The organism is Marinomonas sp. G8-14 (genome assembly GCF_055808935.1).
Window position 1 is genome coordinate 1,062,000 of the sequence record NZ_CM147891.1, and the last position, 17,179, is coordinate 1,079,178.

Below are 17,179 nucleotides of genomic sequence, written 5' to 3' on the forward strand. Positions count from 1 at the left end.
ATATTTTATTTTTCATATCTCGCAAACTTCGGACCTTGATGACACTTATTTTTAGCAATAAAAAAGCCCCCGAAGGGGCTGGTTATATGAATGACATATTATTGAAGGTTAGTACGGTTAAGGACCTTTGTCGCGATCTCCACACCAAGCTCTTTTGCCAGCTGCTTCCAAGAATCTTGCTTAGGCTCGTAGAAAAGTGGCTCAGCGTTGGGAAATCGCGTATTTAAGATGTCGCTGACACTCGCTAAGCCATCAATCAAGCCGATCTTTTCGGCCTGTGAACCGGTAAACACCATGCCCGAGAAAACATCGTCTGTGATAATAAGTCTGTCCCCTCGACCTTCTTTTACTGCATCAATGAATTGTTGATGGGTTTCGTCTAGTACAGCCTGCCATTTGGTTTTCGCTTCTTCGGTCATTGGTGCAAATGGGTCCAAAAAGGCTTTGTTGCGACCCGCTGTGAAAGTACGGCGCTCTACGCCAATTTTTTCGAGCAAATTACTGGCGTCAAAACCAGATGAAATCACACCAATTGAGCCGACTAAACTGGCTTTATCGGCATAGATCTCACTCGCTGCGGAAGCAATGTAATAGCCACCGGAAGCTGCCATGTCTTCAATGACCACGAACACTGGAATATCAGGATAACTTTGCTCTTTAGCGCGAATGGCATCATAAATTATGCCGGAATGAACTGGGCTACCGCCTGGGCTGTTCATTTCAATCACGACACCCTTTAGGCGGGAGTTTTGGTAAGCGGCATCCAATAAGCCAACAAATTCAGAAGATTCGATTTCACTATCGGCGCCGATCACTCCTCGCATTGGGATCATGGCCACAACATCCCCCTCTAAACTCACGTCCTGAAAGTTTGACTTTGCAAACCAGCCACCGATAACGGCTATGAAAATCGCTAACGTTGTAAAGCGAAAGAATATCCTCCAGCGTCTCGCGCGTCGTTTTTCAATTAAATTGTCATTGAGCGTTTTTTCTAGTAATGCCCAAATTTCTTTATTTGGATCGAGTCGTTCTGATTCTTGCATATCTTCTGTACGCGATTCCGCTGTCTCATGTTTTTTTTCAAGGGATTTCTGTTGATCTTCGTCTTCTGTCCAGCTCATGGCTTTATAAACCTAAAATAGTTGTTAATTGATTGAAGTTGTTAAGTAAACCGTATGGTTGAAGCGCTTCTAAACGGGCTTTACTGTGAGGCTCCGTAGGTAACGCCAATGCTCTTCATACCTGCGTTAGTTGCCATATTTAAATCGTATTCAGTGTCTCCCACCATGATAGCTTGATCAGGAGAAAGACTGAGTTCTGTCAATATTTGTTCAAGCATTAATGGATGAGGCTTAGATAAGGTTTCGTCTGCGCAGCGAGTAGAGCTGAAATAATGCCCCGTTTTCGTTGCCGTCATGACTCTATCCAGACCTTTTCGACTCTTTCCGGTTGCTACCGCCATTTTTATGTTCGCTGAGTGAAGTTTTTCTAATACTTCCATAACACCGTCGTAAGCCTTTGGAGGTGTTTGGTCCGCAGCCCTGTAGAGGTATTTATAGTGCTCAACAATGGCATCACACTCATTTTTATTGAGTTCTGGCCAAATTACAGAGACGGCTTTATCGAGAGAAAGTCCAATGATGTTTTTCACGTCATCTGTTTGTCTGCTGGGAGCATTGGCCAACTCCCCAGCCTGCAACATACTCAGGCAGATTTTATCAATAGAATCAAACAAGGTACCGTCCCAATCAAAAATTACCAACTTAACCATAGATACCTCTTAAGAATAACCCAGCGAAAGTGTACCATAACCGAAAATGACAAAATAAGGATTGGTAATGACGACTGGTTATACATTAGAACAACTTTCCATTGAGCAAAGTGTTGAGTATCGTAAAGTAGTGACAGAAGCAGACGTGCATGCTTTCGCAGAAGTGACAGGTGACACAAACCCCGTTCATTTAGACGCCGAATACGCTGCAAGCACATCATTTGGACAGCCTATTGCCCATGGCATGCTAACGGCTGGTTTTATCTCCGCGGCAATTGGCACACAACTACCTGGGCCTGGCTGTATTTATCTTGAGCAATCGCTTAAATTTCGAGCGCCTGTCTTTATTGGTCAAGAGGTGGTCACTACTGTGACAGTCATAGACATCAACGAACGTCGTCGTCGCGCGACATTAAAAACGGTGTGTGAATGTGAAGGGAAAGTGGTAGTCACCGGAGAGGCTGTCATTATGCTGCCTGCAGCCTCGGTGTAGTGTTGAGAAGCATTAATTATTGAAACAATGGTTAGGGAGCCACCCTTTTACTAACCCTTGTATTAAATATTAAGTGTTTTTGTAGCATTAAGTCATGATTCATTAATAAAACATCAGATAGTGAAAATATAAGTCATTTTATAAAAAAACACTGGGATTTACAGAAAGGCAAGCCTATATTCTAAATGTAGAACAAAGTCAGGTTTAGGCGCTGTTATGAAAATTCAATTACTCATGATCATTACCGTTGTCATATCGTCTATTTTGATGATATCGCAGCGCGCTAGTGCCCATGAGGTAAGCCAATTGCGCTGGCTTGAACCTACAGTAGATCAAAAGTTTGCTGAAGTCGTTGTCCCAGATCAAGATAAAAGCTCAGATAACTCGTATGTTGTTCTGAGCTTTTTTTAAAAAGAGCTTTGACATCGTCATCATCGGCTGTTTCTTACTCTCATCATCCAATTAGACCTCGCTTAAATGGCAGTACAAGCCCAAGAGCACCACCGTTTTCATCAATATAACTTACCCATTTTTATTTATTCATCTATTTTACTCGGGGTTTTATTATGAAAACATTGACTTATGTATCAACAAAAGATGTTAATGATCTTACATGGCCTGTTACAACAGCAAACATCAATCTTTACTCACCTGCTCTGTCGGTTTTCACGGATTTTCAAAAAGCAGGTCCTCGGGTCATAGAGTCCAGTACACGAGCAGATGAACTAGTTTTCTTAATGCGAAAAGAACATGTACGTATGAAGATAGTCGTTGATGCTGAGAATCACTTTATTGGAGTGATTAGTCTTGAGGATTTATCAGAAGACGTCTTTATTAAGCAGGTTGCTAATGGCTATCAACGCTCAGAACTAATGGTTGCAGACTTGATGAGAGCAAAGGAAACGCTACTTGCATTGTCTTATACATCGCTTCAAAAATCAGATATCGAGTCTTTGCTTTTTAGCCAACGTAACAATAAATTTCAACACTTATTGGTCATTGATGAAGATACTAAAACCATACGCGGCTTAATTTCCTCAAATGATGTTGCTCGTCAACTTAGATTGGATATTGATGTTGCTTTCTCAAGTTTTGAGCATATTTATCAAAGTGCAATTCTTGGTCAAAAAGAGCATGGCAAAAAGTTAAAAGTAGCTTAATTCTAGAGCTTAATAGAATCCCCCACTCTGTTGAGCGCAGTCTGGGGGATTTTTATTTTTCTTTTTTCTCTATCCAATATGTATAAATATCCCCTTGTTGATTTTGCTTGATAAGCTTATGACCAAGAAATTGACAAAACTTTGGAATGTCCCTTGTTGTCGATGAATCTGTTGCGATCACTTTTAAAACTTGTTTCGCGGTCAATTTACGCATTTCTACATGCAAAAGCATGACCGGTTCTGGGCAAAGTAAACCAGTAGCATCAAGAAGTGCTTGGTGTTCCATAATATTCCTCTACGGTGTTAAAAAGCCTGAAAATCAGATGTTTTTCACTAGCCAATGGTGAGTGATTTTTGCGATCTGCGTGACGGTATCGCTTACATTTCTATTGTATTTTTTTAATGTTTTAAAGTCATGGTCTGCGCCTTCAATCCACACAACTTCAACGTTCTCTGGTATGTCTTGTTGGCTTACCCAATCGTATCCTCCCAATTGATCTCTCGTCCCCTGAATAATAAGACAAGGCACGTTAAGATCAGAAAGAAAGGACAGTCTGTTCTTTTCTGGCTTACCAGCAGGATAAAAAGGGAAACCAAAGCACACAATGGCTTTCACCATAGGAAGATGTGAAAGCTGTGTCGCAACTCGTCCTCCCATAGACTTTCCTGCTACAACGCAAGCTTCTTCATGCTCGATGTAATGACGGTATTCTGGAACCAGTGTCACAAAGCGTGGAGGTGGCCTTTTTTTAGGGAATGCTCCTGCTCTTTCATATAGGAAAAAGTGACAGGAAGCACCGATTGCTTTCTTTGTTCAGAAATAGCGGCCGAAAGCTGAATCAAAAAATCGTTATGGTGGCCTGCACCGGCACCATGAGCGAGATAAAATGAGGGTGAGGCTCATAGAAAAAACCTTTGCATAGCAACTGCGCTGATCAAGAGCGGGTTATTAAAGCAAATTTATCAGGGAGTGAGAACATAGTGAGCGCGTTATTGCACAATATGGCCGTCGTTATACTTAATTGACAGCACTGGCTTAGCACTGAATGGCTTATTTTTTGCGACACAGTGGTAAATCTTGATCTAGGTCAGAAAGAGCCTAGGGACTAAAGAGTAAACTCCTATTAGAAATTTTAATAGGAACACATCATGATTTGGGATTCTGAACTTATTGGTAAGTATGATTTATCAGGGCCTCGCTATACCTCTTACCCAACTGCGCCACAATTTGATGCCAATATAAGCAAGATTGCGCTAATCGATAAGATGCTAACATCGTCTGAAGTACCACTCAGTCTATATTTTCATATTCCGTTTTGCGCTCACCTTTGTTACTACTGTGCTTGTAATAAAATCGTAACTAAACAATATGATAAAGGCACTGAATACGTTGAGCTGCTGGGTGAAGAGATGAGGTTGCGCAGCTTAATGTTAGACCATACGCGAACCGTTACACAGTTGCATTTTGGTGGTGGAACGCCAACGTTTCTCACTGAAACATTAATAAAAACGCTATTTGATAACATTAAGCAGCATTTCACTCTTATTAATGACGGAACACAAGACTACAGTATTGAAATTGATCCTAGAGAGATTAACCATTCAAAGCTTAAACTATTAACTCAAATGGGGATCAATCGAATTAGCATTGGTGTTCAAGATTTTGATGGTAAAGTTCAGAAAGCAATACACAGAATTCAACCTTTAAAGATGGTAAATAACCTAGTGACTTATGCCCGTGAACAGGGTATCAGATCCATTAATTTTGATCTGATATATGGTCTTCCCTATCAGTCTCTAGAGGGCTTTCGAGACACGTTAGACAAAGTGGTAGCCTTGTCTCCGGATAGAATTTCTCTATTTAATTATGCGCACCTACCAGAACGGTTTCCGGCTCAAAGACGCCTATTGGATGAAAGCCTACCGACCTCCAATATGAAGCTTGCTTTATTAAAAATGAGCATTGAATACTTAATGAATGCTGGCTATGAATACATTGGCATGGATCATTTTGCCAAGCCAGATGACACCTTAGCACAAGCTCAAAGACAAGGAGAACTACAGCGTAATTTCCAAGGTTATACAACACATGCCGGCACCGATTTAGTGGCGTTTGGGGTGTCCGCTATCAGTGATTTAAATGGCGTATATATACAGAACCACACTGACCTAAACATGTACCGACGTAGTATTGAAAAAGGCCAATTGGCGATCGCAAAAGGCTATATCAGCAATTTGGATGATCGAATTCGTCATCAAGTAATAATGACATTGATTTCTCAATTTGAGCTGAACACCGCCGAGATCGAAAGGCGATTTAACATTCGCTTCTTTGATTATTTTGCTGTAGAAGTGGACAATCTAACACCCATGATCGAAGATGGTATGTTAGAAATAAATGATGGTGGAATGCAGACCACCATTAAAGTAACAGATCGCGGTAGATTACTCATTCGTTGCATTTGCATGGTTTTCGATAAGTATCTAAATGGCGCCATAAAATACTCAAAAGTTATATAGATCGAGATCAGGGAGAATCACATGACCATGACACACACACAGTCACGATTTAATAGTACGCTTACCTCGCAATGTCAAAACTGTAGTTTAAGTGCACTTTGTCTTCCCATTGCATTAGCGGATGAGGACATCAATAGACTGGATCAGATAATTGAACGCAAAAAACCATTGAAAAAAGGGGATTTTTTGTTTCGTCAAGGCGAACCATTTGATTCTGTTTACGCGGTCCGCTCTGGTACACTAAAAACGTTCAATATCACCTCTTATGGTGAAGAGCAAATAACAGGCTTCTATTGCCCTAGTGAGCTAGTTGGTCTAAGTGGTATTGACTCCAACGTTTATCCAGTGTCTGCAAAAGCGTTAGAAACAACCACGGTGTGCGAAATTCCCTTTAGTCATCTTGAAGAGCTATCTTCCCAAATCCCCTCTTTAAAGCATCAGCTGTTTAAGGTAATGAGTCGAAAAATTTCTGACGATCAACAAATGATGGTCCTTTTAGGCAAAAAAAATGCGGATGAAAAAGTCGCCTCTTTTTTGCTCAACCTATCGACTCGATTTAAGAAGAGAGGCTATTCTGCGAGTGCCTTCCGCTTATCTATGTCCCGTGGTGAGATAGGTAACTATCTTGGTTTGGCGGTAGAAACGGTAAGTCGAGTCATTACTCGTTTTCAAAAAAGTGAATTGATTCATGTTGATGGCAAAGAAATTGAGATAATTGATTTCCCTGAGATACAAAAACTCGTTGGGGTTGCGAGTGATTGTGGTAAAATCGCCAACATTTGATTGATATAATGAGGCGCTTGCAACATGCTCTATGACGATTTTTACGTTAAATCACTGATACAAACAGTTGAAGACTGGCCGAAACAAGGCATCAGCTTTCGAGACATCACTCCCATTTTTAGTGACCCTAAAGGCATGAGAATGGTAGTAGATGCTTATGTTCATCGTTATATCTCTACAAATATATCTCACATCGCTTGTATCGATGCGAGAGGGTTTTTAATTGCAGCTGTATTGGCGTATGAGTTGCAAAAGCCTCTTATTTTAGTGCGTAAAAAGGGTAAGCTTCCAGGTAAAACCATCTCACAAAAGTATGCTTTAGAATATGGCGAAGCAGAACTAGAGATACAAGAAGGCGCCGTTAGCGCAGGTGATGAAGTTCTATTATTTGATGATCTCATTGCGACCGGTGGAACCTTGTTTGCAGCGATTGAGCTTTTAACAAAGCAAGGAGCAAAGATCAAAGAAGTAGCGGCTATTATTGACCTACCGGATCTTGGCGGGAGTCAAAAATTAAGAGATAGCGACATTCCTGTTTTCAGTCTTTGCGCTTATAACGGCGATTGATTCAAATCAGCAAAAAAGGTGGCATAAGCCACCTTTTTTTGTTTGCCAGGAGCACAATTAGAAGTCTACTGTTGCACCAACAGAAAGACCTTTATCAATTTCTTTACGGCTATTGTCCTCATATACAGTGACAGTTTTGCCATAACGAACATAAATTCTGGCATTGCGCATCGTCATGTATTCAGCACGAAACTCGTAAGTATACATGTGATCCAAGTTCGATAGTGCTAGCACTTCTGGGGTATAGTAAACAGAGCCGTAAATGCTCACACGATTCGCTGCGGGCAACGTATATCGGTACCATCCCCCTAAGGCTAGAGCAAGGGAAAGATCATCATTCCCTGTATCACTGTCTAAATTAGCATCGATTGCATAAAAACGAATACCCAAACCAGCCTGAAGTGGACCGCTAGTGTCTGAGTCTTCAACCGTCACACCAATATGTGCCGTTGATGTGTTCTCATCGTCATTATGAGTAACACCACCATTCACACCGAAAGCGCCCATATTTAGATCAATGTCGCCCTTCACTGTATCATTATTTAAGCTTACCCCTGCCGAGGAAGCATGAACGATAGATGATCCTAAAATGCCGGCGGTTAGTAATAGTGCTTTTTGTGTAAGATTCATTTCTATTATCCTATAATGAAATAATATTTAATCGGTCAAAGGCCGCTGGCGACTGCTTTAACCCCTTAAAGTCAAACAATTCAGTATCTGCTAAGTGAGATGGAACTACATTTTGTAAAGCAGAGAACATGGTCTCAATTCTTCCTGGAAATTCTTTTTCCCATTTTTGTAACATGTCTTTGACAACTTGTCTTTGAAGATTTTCTTGAGAGCCACAAAGGTTGCAAGGAATAATGGGATATTCCTTCATGTGAGCAAACGCTTCTATATCAGATTCTTTACAGTAAGCCAAAGGTCGAATCACGATATGCTTTCCGTCATCACTCAATAGCTTCGGAGGCATTGATTTCAATTTACCACCAAAAAACATATTTAAAAATAATGTTTCAAGAATATCGTCTCTATGGTGGCCCAATGCTATTTTAGTCGCACCAATTTCTTCAGCAAAGCCATAAAGTGAACCACGGCGCAAACGAGAGCACAAACCGCACGTTGTTTTACCTTCTGGTACGATTTCTTTGACGATACTGTAAGTGTCACGCTCTAAGATATGAAAATCCACCCCCAGCTCTTCCAAATAAGCAGGTAAGATATGCTCTGGAAAGCCTGGTTGCTTCTGGTCCAAGTTTACAGCAACAATGCTGAACTTTATTGGAGCACTAGCCTGTAGATTACGTAAAATCTCAAGCATAGTATAAGAGTCTTTGCCCCCAGATAAGCACACCATTACCTTGTCACCATCTTCAATCATATTGAAATCGGCAATGGCTTGGCCTGTTAATCTACGAAGGCGTTTTTGGAGTTTATTTAGCTCCAACTTTTCTTTAGGTCGATTAGATAAATCCATCATATATACGCTGTGAATAAAACGCGCTTATCTTACTATAAGGATGATGTCATCGCATCAAAAATGGATGACTTAAGGTCAATTGTATGAAAAAACGCTATTTTCACTCAATTTAGTTACGATGTAAGGGTATTTTTTTTACTTAGAAATTTCAAAGAGCAATGACATTTTTTACAAATGTACTCTGTTCCTTTTTGAGTACCTAGTATGGCGTTGCTTGCTAAAATGATGCTTTTGACAAGCACAATAATATTCATAGCTGTTTTTTTGTGGAGGAACATCAAAAGTATGCGTCCTGTTTGGTCGGATACCAAAAACCTTAAACATAACCGCTTGCCATTCTTTACCATGCGGTTTTACGCTATTGCCGTAAATTTGATAGACCACCATGTGCGCTACTTCGTGTGGAACCACACTGTTTAAAAACTCAGTTGGATTCTGTTGATACATAAAATAGTTAAAACGTAGCTCGTTTTTTTGCAAGTGCGCCGTACCAGCCGCTTTGCCTCTTTGTTTAAAATTACATACAGACCGTTTAAATGTCGTGCCAAAAAAAGCATCAGCTGTAGCGAAACATTGTTTAGCTTGTTCAGAAACATGCTGGAGTGCATCGATTTCGTCACTTGATGTTGTTTGTCTTGCACTCAAGTACATACTATATGAGGCCTACCTGAGTCAGTTTCATGAATGACTTTCATCAGCGATTCGGCAAAAACAGCGACACTTTCTTTTGGTAATCCGGTTAAGCGGCTTAGAGACGCCACCGAAGTCGGTTTATGTAGACTGATCAACCTAAGCTGAGTGTCACTTAACGTTATATTAGCGTCTGCGTATTTCCACGCCAGAATCTTATGCCAGTTAGTGCTCTCTGATTTCAGTACATCTTCTGACAGTACAGGATAATAATATTCTGCAGGAATAATAATTTGCACTTTACCTTGCAGCACAGCCGGGCTTTTTCATTGATACATAATGTAAAGAAGCTTGTCGTCCCCACGGAGATATATTCGTATGCTATGAGATATCGAATAACCGACTTCCATTGGGCCTCATTAAGCTCCTTGCCTTTACCAAATAATGGTAAAGATTCCCCTTTAATAGCAGAAACGGATTTGCTTTTTTTGCCCAATAAAACTTGAATAAGCAGGGAAAATGGCTGCAAACCTTTCGTATGATAGACTAGCGACAACAGTTTTTGACTGGCTGTTGACATGTTTTGCTCAGATCGATTGGTCAAGCATCGGTCACAATACTGGCAAGCGGGAATTTCCTCATCAAAATGAGATAACAAGTTTTGTCGCCGACATCCTCGCCCCTCTAAAATACGAAATAAACTTCCTAAATGCTGTATTTCTCTTTCTGATGCCATAGGGTTAAGAGCGGCCAATTGTTGGGCTTGAAGCATATCTTGCAAACCATAAAGCAATAGCGATTTAGCGGGTTTTCCATCTCGTCCTGCTCTTCCCACTTCTTGAAAATAAGCTTCTGGACTGCTTGGTAAATCTAAATGGATGACAAACCTAACATGCGCAATATCGATTCCCATGCCGTAAGCAGTGGTCGCCACCATAATCGTGCCATATTGTTTTATGAAAACAGCGTGATTTGCTTGTTTCTCTTCGTCGGTCATAGCTGCATGATAGCTCAAACTTGGCAAGCCTAAACCACGTAGCCAGTTTGATAGCTCGTCGGTCTTTTTTCTTGAACGACAATAAATAATGCCTGACTCACCAGGAACTTCATGGTGTAAAAAATACAATATTTGCTGTTTGGCTTTACGTTTTTGAGCAATCTGAAGCTTTATGTTAGCTCGATCAAAACTGCTTTTTAATACTAAGCAGTCAATAAGTTGTAATGATTCTTGAATTGTTATGATAGTTTTTTGATCTACGGTTCCGGTTAAAGCGATAATAGGTACATGAGGAAAAAATGCTTTAAGCTGACCAAGTTGACTGTATTCAGGGCGGAAAAAATCCCCCCATTGTGAAATGCAATGTGCTTCATCAATGGCAAATAAAGAAATATCTATACTGTGCAAAAAGCCAATAACGGAAGCTTGCACTAGTTTTTCTGGGGAGAGATACAGTAAATCAATATGATGATGACGTAACGCCCAAACAAGGTCGTCTTGCTCACCCGGGTTCAAAGTAGAGTTCAGGAATTTGGCACGAATGCCCTTTGCGTTCAATTCTTCTACTTGTTGTGACATAAGGGACAACAAGGGGCTGACAATGATGGCGACACCGGATCTAATCAGACCAGCGGCTTGGTATACTAAAGATTTACCACCACCTGTGGGAGCGGCAAGTAAAACGTCTTGCCCTGAGCATAGCGCATCAATCGCCTGTTCTTGCAAAGGGCGATACTCGCTGTGACCTAGGCGTAAAAGAGTTTGTGTCTTTAAGTTCATTTCGTAATTATCTCTTAACGCAGCACTTTGTGCATCGATTTTTCTTCTTCTTTTCGCTAGAATCAAACACTTAATTTGCATTAAGGAAACATCTAAATGGCACACCAACCTCTTGATGATCTTGAGTTAGAGACGTTAGAAGATTTTTTGGAGTCAGATCAAGTTCATGAAGAATGTCAGAACTTTGTTATGGCGCATGGCTTTTTAACAGCGTTATCTATTTGTCCAGTTTTGACAGCCGAAGAAAAATGGCTGCCAGTTATTTTTGAAGAGACTCCCAAATTTGACAATGAAAAACAAGAGAAACAAATACTTCAATATCTCTCCCGACTTTTTATTGATATTCAAATTGAACTAGAATCCGAAGAAGGTTTCATGGTGCCCTGTGAGCTTGAAATGGGTTCTTCTCCGGAAGAATTAAGTGAATTACAGGAATGGGCGACTGGCTTCATGGAAGGCGTATTCATGACCGAAAGCCATTGGTTTGAGTCAGAAAAAGAAGAAGTTGTCGCCGAGCTTTTATTGCCGATTATGGTGGCGTCAGATTTGTTTGATGATGAAGAAGTTATGCAAATTAGGCAAAGCGAAAAATTGACAAACTCATGTATTGCTCAAATACCTGAAGTGGTTACTGATTTGTTCTTAGTATTACGCACTGAACCTGAAAAACGCCCGTTTCCAAAAGCTCAACCAAAAGCGCAGGGCAATAAGAACAAGAAAAAAAGCGCTAAGAAAAACTAATCACCTCCCTGCTTACACGGATTATTGTAGGCAGGCACTCCTTAAAGCGACAAGGGTAATATCATCAAGCTGGACCGATTCTCCTTGATATTCAGTGAGTTTCTTCTCTGTCATTTGCTGAGCTAATATCAAGTCTTTTTCAGCATATGAACTGGCAATAAGCGCCTTGACATTGTCGTCACCCAGCATCTCATTTTGATCGTTTTTTAGCTCTAAAACCCCATCAGAGACAATAATAAGCGTGTCTCCTAAATGCAATGTATTATGCTGTAAGTCCGCATCAAACTCCCTAGTTGGAAGTATCCCAAGTGGCATGTGGTTTGAACACAGATAATCAAAGGTTCCGTTTTCCTGGCGGATGAAAGCATTTGGCATTCCCCCGCCCCAATAAGTGAACTCACCACTTGGTGTCATCAGGATCAAGTAGCCAGCACAAAACATGTAGTCCGGCAAAATACTAAATAAAATTTTATTAATTTTTATTGCTAACTGATTAATATCAATCAAATCATCCACGGCGTCAAAAAACGCCTGCATAACAGGTAATGCACCAATTGAAGCGGGTAGCCCATGCCCCGTAAAATCTCCAACAAATACAAGACGAGCCTCATCAGAACGAGTTTTTACTAAGGCTAAATCACCGTTAAAACTGGCCGCTGATAATCGTGTTATAGCAACTTGATCAGAATTATTTTCACTACGTGTTTGGATATGATCAAGAACATGATGAGCCATCTCATGCTCCCGTTCTATCATCGTTTGGTAATAAGTTAAGGCTTTGTTTTTTCTATACATTTCTTTCATTAGTTCGACATGTCTCATATGGGTTTTCAGTCGAATATTGAAAAGGACTTCATTGAAGGGTTTAGGAATAAAATCATCTGCGCCAGCTTTAAAGCACTTATCCATTACGGAGTCTGTAGTGTGAGATGCCAAAAAAATCATCGGCACAAAACGATTGCCCGAAAGGATTTTAAGCTGTTTCACCAATTCTAAACCACTTCCACCTTTGATAATAACATCGAGCGTTACCATGTCTGGTATATAGTCAATAAAGGCTGTGATGGCTTCATCGTAACTTGCCACGCTTTTCACCGTGACATGCTCTTTTTCTGCGCACAAAGAAATGATTTCGCGATAAACGGAGCTCACTGTCTACGCATAATAATTTCATTCATCTGACCTTTATTGAATATCAAAACGTTTATCGAAACGAGAAATCATTAAAATATTTTTAATGAAAGCATTGGCTCCTTTGAGCTGTATTTTACTATCTTGTTCGATGGCATTTCGCATGCTTAACAGCATACCAAGCGCGGCACTGTCTAAATACTCAACTGTACTCATGTCTATAACATAAAGAGCATAATGCTCAGCGAGGTTCGAGTACGCAGCTCGAAAATCATTAAATAATGAAAAATCAAAACTGCCAACAATCGCAATGGTTACCGTATCGTTGTCATTATTAATCGAAACTGAAATACTCATTAGTTGACCGAATTAAGGTTATTTACCTTATTCGCCTCCGTGGCATTTTGGCGATGAAGGAGCCAACGCATTGCGTTCGCTCCATTCTTTTGGTGAATACAGGTGCATAGCAAGAGCATGAATTTTCGTCATTTCGTCTTGCAAAACCCCATAAACAAGCTGATGGCGCTGAACCAATCTCTTCCCTTCAAATTCGTCACTTACTAGAACTAATTTAAAGTGTGACTCGCTTCCTGCTGGAACATTATGCATGTCGCTCTCATTTTCTAGCGACATATGATGCACAGCCAGTTTTTCATTGATGCGTTTTTCTATTTGATTTTGCACTAGCATAGAATTTCCTCTCATACTGGAACAGCGAGACTTTCCGACTGACCATTAAGGAGAACTTGCCCCTTCTCTTTTGGGTAAGCCACATCAATAGAAACTGCCCCACCTTCGCGCCATACGCTGATAATGGTATCCATGTTAGCAGCCATTACTGCACGCTTATCGTCTGGCGCAGCCGCAATCACTTGGAGGCCTATGTCTTTCATGAATCCCATACACGTTGATGTTTTAACCATATCAATCTTATTGAACGCTTCATCGAACATAGCTAACGAGAAACCACCCACAATTTCACCGTCCATTGTTTCATGTAAGCGATATGTCGTGGATAGTGCCGCGGCAATCGCCAGATAAAATGGGATTTGATGCTCACCACCCGAACCGGTTTGAATACGCTGACTCAGCGTGGTTTTCTTATTACCTTCAGCGTCTAAAATGTCCACTTCGAAGTTATAGAATTTACGATAATCTGCAAGGTCCTGCTGCTTTTCATCATCCGATATTAGTTCCTGAATGGAAGCAATCGCACGGATATGATCTGGATCATTGCTTAAATGTGGGTCAAATAATCCACCTACATTGGCTTGATCTTGTGCGCTGAAGCGCTCAACAAGATCCAGGATATCCTTCATATCACCATTCGGATAATAGCGAAATTGATAAATTTCTTGGTTAAAAGGACGACGTTTCAGGCTGTGATTAAGCTCACGAATAATGTGCGCTACCTGGTCAAGAGAGTCTTTCAACTTAGATACATAATCGGAACGGAAGGTTTCTTCTGCTTCTTTACGGGCCAACTCTGCCCGTTTAGCATATTTTGCCAATTCTGTTTCACTCAAAATATCAATTTGATAAGAGACATAATGCTCAAATTCTTCAAACTTAGACTCCAAGTAATCTAATTGCACATCATTGTCTAAGCTAGCATGATGGTATTTGCCGTAGTGATCCGCCACTTCTTTGCGAACTTTTTGATCAAAACTGCGGGCTTTTTCACTGGCTTTTTCTGCTCTACTTATCGCTTCTTTATATATCGCAGCACCGTTAACCATGCTGCTCTCCAATAAAGCATAACGCTCACTGGCAAATTCAGCATCGTATTTTGGATTGGACGTTAAACGATTTCGTTCTTCATCTAGTGCTGCTAAGGCAGAACTTAACTGACTTTTTTGTGTACTCAGTGCGCCAAATTGCTCCGCAATTTGCTGACGTTCTCGATCAAGTTTCTTACGCTCTAGTTCTACATTAGCGATACGTGATTTAAGCGCCTCAATACGCTCTTGAAGATCGGTGTCATCGTGCTTTTGTAGCTGAACAATTTCTACTTCAACTGACTCTAATTCTTGTGCTAAACGAGTCACAGCATGACTTGCGTTACCAATACTCTCGGCATCAAACTGATTGTTTGCCATCACACGACCAAGCAAAGAGTCTGCTTGTTCTAAGCGTTGATCCGCTTTAAGGAAATTCATTAGTTCATTACTTAAATTGGCAAGCTGTTTTTCACGAGATTCACGCATGCCTTCCGTATTAATGCCCACCATCATATGTGGGACAAAACGAATAGTCGAAATGGTTCCGGCCAATTTCAACATACCGTCGGCTGTCATGGCACTGTCTTCGCGTAATAACTCACGTTCAGTCTCGACAGGTTTAATACCGCCTAAACGGCGATTTAGATAAGCCTGAGCATGATCATTGTTGCAATGAATAAAGCGTAATGCAGAGTTATTATCACCACGATTTAACCAGAGTCTAGTTTGGGTAGTGTCGATCACTCGACATCCCATTAGTTGACGTCGATGGGCACGAAATATACGAATTGATTCCTCAGCGTCTTCAGGCTCTACAATCAATGCCTCACGCTGAGCACCAAGATAGCCCTCAATAGCATCTTGCCACTTCCTGTCTGTTACTTCAGCTAAGTGGCTCAACGGCGTGGCAGTAATGTTGGCGTCTTTCAATAAAGCGATTAAACGTTTTGTGTTTTGAGACAGTGGACTAATACCCCCTTTCAAAGAGGAAACATCAGACTCTAGTTGTTTGCACTCATCTTTTAGATTAAGTATGGTTCGATTTAACTCGGAACGTTGAGCAAACACCTGAGACTTCTCTCTGTCTAACATCTCATTAAGCACAACAAGCTTTTGCGTTAATGGTTTTAAGTTACCTTCTACTCGTCCATCTTCAGTAATTAAGCCATTAAAAACAGCGAACTCTTTAACAAGCGCATTGGTTTCTTTTGATAGCAAATCTTCAAAAGAACTCAGCGCAGACAGCAGTAGAGTCAATTGACGTACTTGTAAAATAGCCTTTTGATCTTGTTGACCTTGCAGTGTCAGTAGTTTCTTACTTTGCTCTAGCTGCTGCAATTTCAAACCAACATCAGAATGCTCATATTGTTGTTCAAAGCGGAGTAACTGCGCTTGTAGCTGTTTTAACAAACTACTTTGCGTGGCAAGTTCTTCTTCAATCTCTTCTTCGCGCTCTTTTTGGAGCCTCGTATTGATCTTGGATGTCATCTTGCTTACTGCCCAGCTCGTCAAAACGCGCTTCAGTGGCAATCCACTGATAATTGATGGCACTTTGTTCTTGCTGATGCTTTTTTTCACAATCTTGCTGAATCAGTTTTAGGTCATCAATACGCTTAGATACTTCAAGCGTCTTTGCCTCTAGATGACGATATTCATTCAAAGACTTCTGGTAGGCCCCAACCTGCAAGGGGGCTTCTGCCAGAACGAAATCTTGCACAAAACGAGTTGGTGACGCAATTGGCACAAACTTCAAGGCGTTTTTGAAGTTTTTTAGGAAGCTGTCCAGTGTAATAAGATGATCTGGACTTGGGCTGAGTTCTTCAAGGTAACGATTAATGTATTGCGTTGCGGATGCACTGCCGGATTTGATGTAGGGGTCTAGGCACACCTTTTTCATCGTTTCTCGTACTTCAATCCAAGGTTTCGCCTTGTAGCTCTTACCTTCCATTGCGTCAATAAAATCCGTTTTTCTGGCACCAAAATTCGACAGTACAAAGCGACCTAGTACATCTTCTTCAGGGGCCGCTAGCGATGCACTCAACGCTAACCCCACAGTGGACTCTTTTCCTGTAATGCTGTCTTCAAATACCAGGGCAAGGTAACTGGTCGCATCTTGTCTAGGTTGAGTACCAAAGACTTTTGCATTGGCTTGACCTGAATCTATCATCCCTAATATATAAGAGCGAATACTGCGTCCGCTGGCTTTACCATCGTTTGCACTGGCGTTGTAATTTAGATGACGCTTACTGGCGCCCGTCAATACAGTTTGGATAGCATCAAGTAAAGACGATTTACCTGGTTCCGTGGGTCCAATAATGGCGGTATTACCACGAATGCTAATTTCTTCTGCACCAAGTAGGTACCAATTTACTAATACGATTCGATTTAACTTTTTCATATTTTGG

The 17,179-nt window shown here is 40.9% G+C and carries 17 protein-coding genes and 2 pseudogenes; 7 read left to right on the top strand and 12 right to left on the bottom strand.

Annotation, left to right across the window (positions count from 1 at the left end; genetic code table 11):
- Positions 1 to 98 precede the first annotated feature (98 nt).
- Both sppA and AC0L6V_RS05345 read right to left on the bottom strand, forming a co-directional pair.
- Positions 99 to 1,121: a signal peptide peptidase SppA gene (gene sppA, locus AC0L6V_RS05340; protein ID WP_409419488.1), complete on the bottom strand. Its 1,023-nt coding sequence runs from the start codon at positions 1,119 to 1,121 to the stop codon at positions 99 to 101.
- Positions 1,122 to 1,201: 80 nt separating this feature from the next.
- Complete coding sequence (locus tag AC0L6V_RS05345) at positions 1,202 to 1,771, bottom strand: HAD-IA family hydrolase (RefSeq protein ID WP_418138821.1); 570 nt, start codon at positions 1,769 to 1,771, stop codon at positions 1,202 to 1,204.
- Positions 1,772 to 1,838: 67 nt separating this feature from the next.
- Between AC0L6V_RS05345 and AC0L6V_RS05350 the strand changes: the two genes are divergently transcribed.
- The 3 genes from AC0L6V_RS05350 to AC0L6V_RS05360 all read left to right on the top strand — a co-directional run bounded on the left by AC0L6V_RS05350 (position 1,839) and on the right by AC0L6V_RS05360 (position 3,424).
- On the top strand, positions 1,839 to 2,264 hold the full coding sequence (locus AC0L6V_RS05350; protein WP_111608200.1) for a MaoC family dehydratase: 426 nt from the start codon (positions 1,839 to 1,841) through the stop codon (positions 2,262 to 2,264).
- A gap of 216 nt (positions 2,265 to 2,480) precedes the next feature.
- Complete coding sequence (locus AC0L6V_RS05355) at positions 2,481 to 2,675, top strand: hypothetical protein (RefSeq protein WP_265216667.1); 195 nt, start codon at positions 2,481 to 2,483, stop codon at positions 2,673 to 2,675.
- 155 nt (positions 2,676 to 2,830) lie between these two features.
- Entirely contained in the window at positions 2,831 to 3,424 is a 594-nt protein-coding gene (locus AC0L6V_RS05360; RefSeq protein WP_265216668.1) for a CBS domain-containing protein, read from the top strand.
- A gap of 52 nt (positions 3,425 to 3,476) precedes the next feature.
- On the opposite strand, the gene tusA is transcribed toward AC0L6V_RS05360, so the two are convergent.
- Both tusA and AC0L6V_RS05370 read right to left on the bottom strand, forming a co-directional pair.
- On the bottom strand, positions 3,477 to 3,710 hold the full coding sequence (tusA, locus tag AC0L6V_RS05365) for a sulfurtransferase TusA (RefSeq protein ID WP_265216669.1): 234 nt from the start codon (positions 3,708 to 3,710) through the stop codon (positions 3,477 to 3,479).
- Between the two features lie 33 nt (positions 3,711 to 3,743).
- Positions 3,744 to 4,267: pseudogene (locus AC0L6V_RS05370) on the bottom strand (alpha/beta family hydrolase).
- A 306-nt stretch (positions 4,268 to 4,573) separates the two neighbouring features.
- Between AC0L6V_RS05370 and hemN the strand changes: the two are divergent.
- Genes hemN through AC0L6V_RS05385 form a run of 3 tightly spaced genes read left to right on the top strand, consistent with a single transcriptional unit; the run spans position 4,574 to position 7,294 of the window.
- The gene (hemN, locus tag AC0L6V_RS05375; RefSeq protein WP_265216671.1) at positions 4,574 to 5,944 is read left to right on the top strand and encodes an oxygen-independent coproporphyrinogen III oxidase; all 1,371 of its coding nucleotides are present in this window, start codon (positions 4,574 to 4,576) and stop codon (positions 5,942 to 5,944) included.
- Positions 5,945 to 5,965: 21 nt separating this feature from the next.
- Positions 5,966 to 6,727: a fumarate/nitrate reduction transcriptional regulator Fnr gene (gene fnr, locus AC0L6V_RS05380; RefSeq protein WP_265216672.1), complete on the top strand. Its 762-nt coding sequence runs from the start codon at positions 5,966 to 5,968 to the stop codon at positions 6,725 to 6,727.
- Positions 6,728 to 6,751: 24 nt separating this feature from the next.
- On the top strand, positions 6,752 to 7,294 hold the full coding sequence (locus AC0L6V_RS05385; RefSeq protein WP_265216673.1) for an adenine phosphoribosyltransferase: 543 nt from the start codon (positions 6,752 to 6,754) through the stop codon (positions 7,292 to 7,294).
- 57 nt (positions 7,295 to 7,351) lie between these two features.
- Here the strand turns inward: AC0L6V_RS05385 and AC0L6V_RS05390 are convergent, their stop codons facing one another.
- From AC0L6V_RS05390 to AC0L6V_RS05405, 4 genes are all read right to left on the bottom strand, one after another.
- Positions 7,352 to 7,924, bottom strand: coding sequence for a YfaZ family protein (locus tag AC0L6V_RS05390; RefSeq protein ID WP_265216674.1), 573 nt, complete (start codon positions 7,922 to 7,924; stop codon positions 7,352 to 7,354).
- Positions 7,925 to 7,934: 10 nt separating this feature from the next.
- Positions 7,935 to 8,774 carry a tRNA 2-thiocytidine(32) synthetase TtcA gene (gene ttcA, locus AC0L6V_RS05395; protein ID WP_265216675.1) on the bottom strand — a complete coding sequence of 280 codons (840 nt, stop codon included), beginning with the start codon at positions 8,772 to 8,774 and terminating at the stop codon, positions 7,935 to 7,937.
- A gap of 168 nt (positions 8,775 to 8,942) precedes the next feature.
- Positions 8,943 to 9,425 carry a SprT-like domain-containing protein gene (locus tag AC0L6V_RS05400; protein ID WP_418138822.1) on the bottom strand — a complete coding sequence of 161 codons (483 nt, stop codon included), beginning with the start codon at positions 9,423 to 9,425 and terminating at the stop codon, positions 8,943 to 8,945.
- A gap of 220 nt (positions 9,426 to 9,645) precedes the next feature.
- Positions 9,646 to 11,262 carry a RecQ family ATP-dependent DNA helicase gene (locus tag AC0L6V_RS05405; protein ID WP_418138823.1) on the bottom strand — a complete coding sequence of 539 codons (1,617 nt, stop codon included), beginning with the start codon at positions 11,260 to 11,262 and terminating at the stop codon, positions 9,646 to 9,648.
- Between the two features lie 15 nt (positions 11,263 to 11,277).
- On the opposite strand from AC0L6V_RS05405, the gene AC0L6V_RS05410 reads away from it, so the two are divergent.
- Positions 11,278 to 11,922: a YecA family protein gene (locus AC0L6V_RS05410; RefSeq protein ID WP_265216679.1), complete on the top strand. Its 645-nt coding sequence runs from the start codon at positions 11,278 to 11,280 to the stop codon at positions 11,920 to 11,922.
- A 21-nt stretch (positions 11,923 to 11,943) separates the two neighbouring features.
- Here the strand turns inward: AC0L6V_RS05410 and AC0L6V_RS05415 are convergent, their stop codons facing one another.
- From AC0L6V_RS05415 to AC0L6V_RS05430, 4 genes and pseudogenes are all read right to left on the bottom strand, one after another.
- The gene (locus tag AC0L6V_RS05415; protein WP_418138824.1) at positions 11,944 to 13,008 is read right to left on the bottom strand and encodes a SpoIIE family protein phosphatase; all 1,065 of its coding nucleotides are present in this window, start codon (positions 13,006 to 13,008) and stop codon (positions 11,944 to 11,946) included.
- Positions 13,009 to 13,107: 99 nt separating this feature from the next.
- A complete protein-coding gene (locus AC0L6V_RS05420) occupies positions 13,108 to 13,410 on the bottom strand; it encodes an STAS domain-containing protein (protein WP_265216681.1) in 303 nt (100 codons plus the stop codon).
- Between the two features lie 27 nt (positions 13,411 to 13,437).
- Positions 13,438 to 13,743 carry a BolA family protein gene (locus AC0L6V_RS05425; RefSeq protein ID WP_265216682.1) on the bottom strand — a complete coding sequence of 102 codons (306 nt, stop codon included), beginning with the start codon at positions 13,741 to 13,743 and terminating at the stop codon, positions 13,438 to 13,440.
- 11 nt (positions 13,744 to 13,754) lie between these two features.
- A pseudogene (locus tag AC0L6V_RS05430) lies at positions 13,755 to 17,172 on the bottom strand (SbcC/MukB-like Walker B domain-containing protein).
- Positions 17,173 to 17,179: the final 7 nt, after the last annotated feature.

Coding starts and splice junctions, on each gene's coding strand:
- AC0L6V_RS05350 (WP_111608200.1), top strand. CDS start 1,839: ATGACGACTGGTTATACATTAGAACAACTTTCCATTGAGCAAAGTGTT.
- AC0L6V_RS05355 (WP_265216667.1), top strand. CDS start 2,481: ATGAAAATTCAATTACTCATGATCATTACCGTTGTCATATCGTCTATT.
- AC0L6V_RS05410 (WP_265216679.1), top strand. CDS start 11,278: ATGGCACACCAACCTCTTGATGATCTTGAGTTAGAGACGTTAGAAGAT.
- sppA (WP_409419488.1), bottom strand. CDS start 1,121: ATGAGCTGGACAGAAGACGAAGATCAACAGAAATCCCTTGAAAAAAAA.
- tusA (WP_265216669.1), bottom strand. CDS start 3,710: ATGGAACACCAAGCACTTCTTGATGCTACTGGTTTACTTTGCCCAGAA.
- hemN (WP_265216671.1), top strand. CDS start 4,574: ATGATTTGGGATTCTGAACTTATTGGTAAGTATGATTTATCAGGGCCT.
- AC0L6V_RS05400 (WP_418138822.1), bottom strand. CDS start 9,425: ATGTACTTGAGTGCAAGACAAACAACATCAAGTGACGAAATCGATGCA.
- ttcA (WP_265216675.1), bottom strand. CDS start 8,774: ATGATGGATTTATCTAATCGACCTAAAGAAAAGTTGGAGCTAAATAAA.
- AC0L6V_RS05390 (WP_265216674.1), bottom strand. CDS start 7,924: ATGAATCTTACACAAAAAGCACTATTACTAACCGCCGGCATTTTAGGA.
- AC0L6V_RS05385 (WP_265216673.1), top strand. CDS start 6,752: ATGCTCTATGACGATTTTTACGTTAAATCACTGATACAAACAGTTGAA.
- AC0L6V_RS05360 (WP_265216668.1), top strand. CDS start 2,831: ATGAAAACATTGACTTATGTATCAACAAAAGATGTTAATGATCTTACA.
- AC0L6V_RS05405 (WP_418138823.1), bottom strand. CDS start 11,262: ATGCAAATTAAGTGTTTGATTCTAGCGAAAAGAAGAAGAAAAATCGAT.
- fnr (WP_265216672.1), top strand. CDS start 5,966: ATGACCATGACACACACACAGTCACGATTTAATAGTACGCTTACCTCG.
- AC0L6V_RS05345 (WP_418138821.1), bottom strand. CDS start 1,771: ATGGTTAAGTTGGTAATTTTTGATTGGGACGGTACCTTGTTTGATTCT.
- AC0L6V_RS05425 (WP_265216682.1), bottom strand. CDS start 13,743: ATGCTAGTGCAAAATCAAATAGAAAAACGCATCAATGAAAAACTGGCT.
- AC0L6V_RS05420 (WP_265216681.1), bottom strand. CDS start 13,410: ATGAGTATTTCAGTTTCGATTAATAATGACAACGATACGGTAACCATT.